Origin of the sequence: Nostoc flagelliforme FACHB-838 (assembly GCF_014698065.1) — a bacterium.
Lineage (GTDB): Bacteria > Cyanobacteriota > Cyanobacteriia > Cyanobacteriales > Nostocaceae > Nostoc > Nostoc flagelliforme_B.
Window position 1 is genome coordinate 1 of the sequence record NZ_JACJSI010000723.1, and the last position, 1511, is coordinate 1511.

Consider the following 1511-nt stretch of genomic DNA (forward strand, 5'->3'; position numbering starts at 1 on the left):
TGAGTTTCTGATTTTGCAAATATTGGCAGAAGCGGCGAACTCAACCATAGTATAAGCAAAATAGAAATACTTAAAATCAAGACTCTAGCTGAATGTTTTAAAAAAGTAAGCTGCAATGTTCTCATGTTTGAGACAATACTGAGGCTGCATTAATTATTGTTTCACTAAAACAGACTTAAGTAATATAGCAGTCTGAAACAGAGATGATAATCAAATTATACTACTACATTACTTGAGTTTTATCGGTTATCAAATCCACCCTCAATGGCAGGGTTGTTTCATTCTACCTCAAAGAGGATTTATCAAGATGGTTAGCGAAGCTCAAAAACTCTTCTGCTGTCAAGGGCAAAGAGTTGTCTGAACCGAACTGTATTGCCCTCACGTCTATGATTGCTCCTTTGTCGAGGATTTAGCAATTATCTGGCGTATTGCAGCACTAAAGATGTTTTAAGTAAATCGGTAGAGCGATTGAGCTAACTCTCGTCAGTTTGATGGATGTCTCAAAGTGCTGAATCTGGTGAAATTGATGGCAAAGAAAACATTTAATTTAAAACTTCTAGAGTATTTATGACACAAATCCCCATCGTTCGCCAGATTCTATCAGATCCGGATACCGGATTACTATCATATCTTAGTCAACAACTTCAAACACCGAGCTTTTCACCTTTTAAAAGCCAATTCGGTTTTTATGTAGACGAGTCTTGTACACAAGTTACCTCCAAGGACGATTCTTTAGAAAGACAAACGATACTTTTGTTGACTCTGAAGTTATCAATTGTTGTGGATAGCCAAACTCCCTCGGATGAGGCGGCAGTACACGCTCTTGAGTTTCAAGAATTGCTAGATGCACAAATTATTGGATGGAGCCAAGACAACGAAAACTTGCTTCAACCAATCTCATCCATTAAAAGCACGTTCAGTCAGTTGTCAGATATCCCGTTCCACGGTGGCTATCTTCCAGGTTTTGAAATTAAAAGTCAGTTTACTATACTTTACAGTCCTGTTACTACAGAGTTAAGCCAATCAGAGGAGGCTCAATATTCCTTGCATAGTCCAGGCGAACGCACTCCCATCAGTGGACAGTATGAAGTGATCAATTCTAATGGAAAAGGCACAGGGTTAGAGGTAACATCAACTGCCGGAAATCCGTTTCCTCCAACGAGTGAATCTGACCAATCATATCGGTTAGTTGACCCCACAAAGCACAAAAAGTCTAATAGATAGCAATTAGTGTTGCTTTGGCGATCGCATAGAAATATGGAACCTGACTGTTGCTCCCGCATGAGTATAAGCTAGATAGCAACTTGAGATAAGCTAATGTTGTCCTTAAGAATGTCTATCTCGACTGGAGAAAGTACTTTATCTTTCATTTGTTGTAGCTCATGTAGAGCAGCGTTGGCATCGGTAGCACCAAATTTGAAGTACTCAGTTAAACTGCCAATGCGATAATTGTAATTATGATAGCGGTGTTTAAAATATAGTTCTACATTACCTCTGTGTGACCAAGTTCC

Annotated in this window: 1 protein-coding gene and 1 pseudogene; one reads left to right on the plus strand and one right to left on the minus strand. The window is 39.0% G+C overall.

What is annotated here, in order from left to right; all coding sequences use genetic code 11:
• Positions 1–567: 567 nt before the first annotated feature.
• Positions 568–1224, plus strand: coding sequence for a hypothetical protein (locus H6G97_RS54610; protein ID WP_190947784.1), 657 nt, complete (start codon positions 568–570; stop codon positions 1222–1224).
• A gap of 68 nt (positions 1225–1292) precedes the next feature.
• Here the strand turns inward: H6G97_RS54610 and H6G97_RS51145 are convergent.
• Positions 1293–1511, minus strand: a pseudogene (locus tag H6G97_RS51145) (GIY-YIG nuclease family protein); the annotation flags it as partial.

What these genes read in the sequence shown, in the direction of transcription:
- H6G97_RS54610 (WP_190947784.1), top strand. Translation starts at nt 568, where the DNA reads ATGACACAAATCCCCATCGTTCGCCAGATTCTATCAGATCCGGATACC.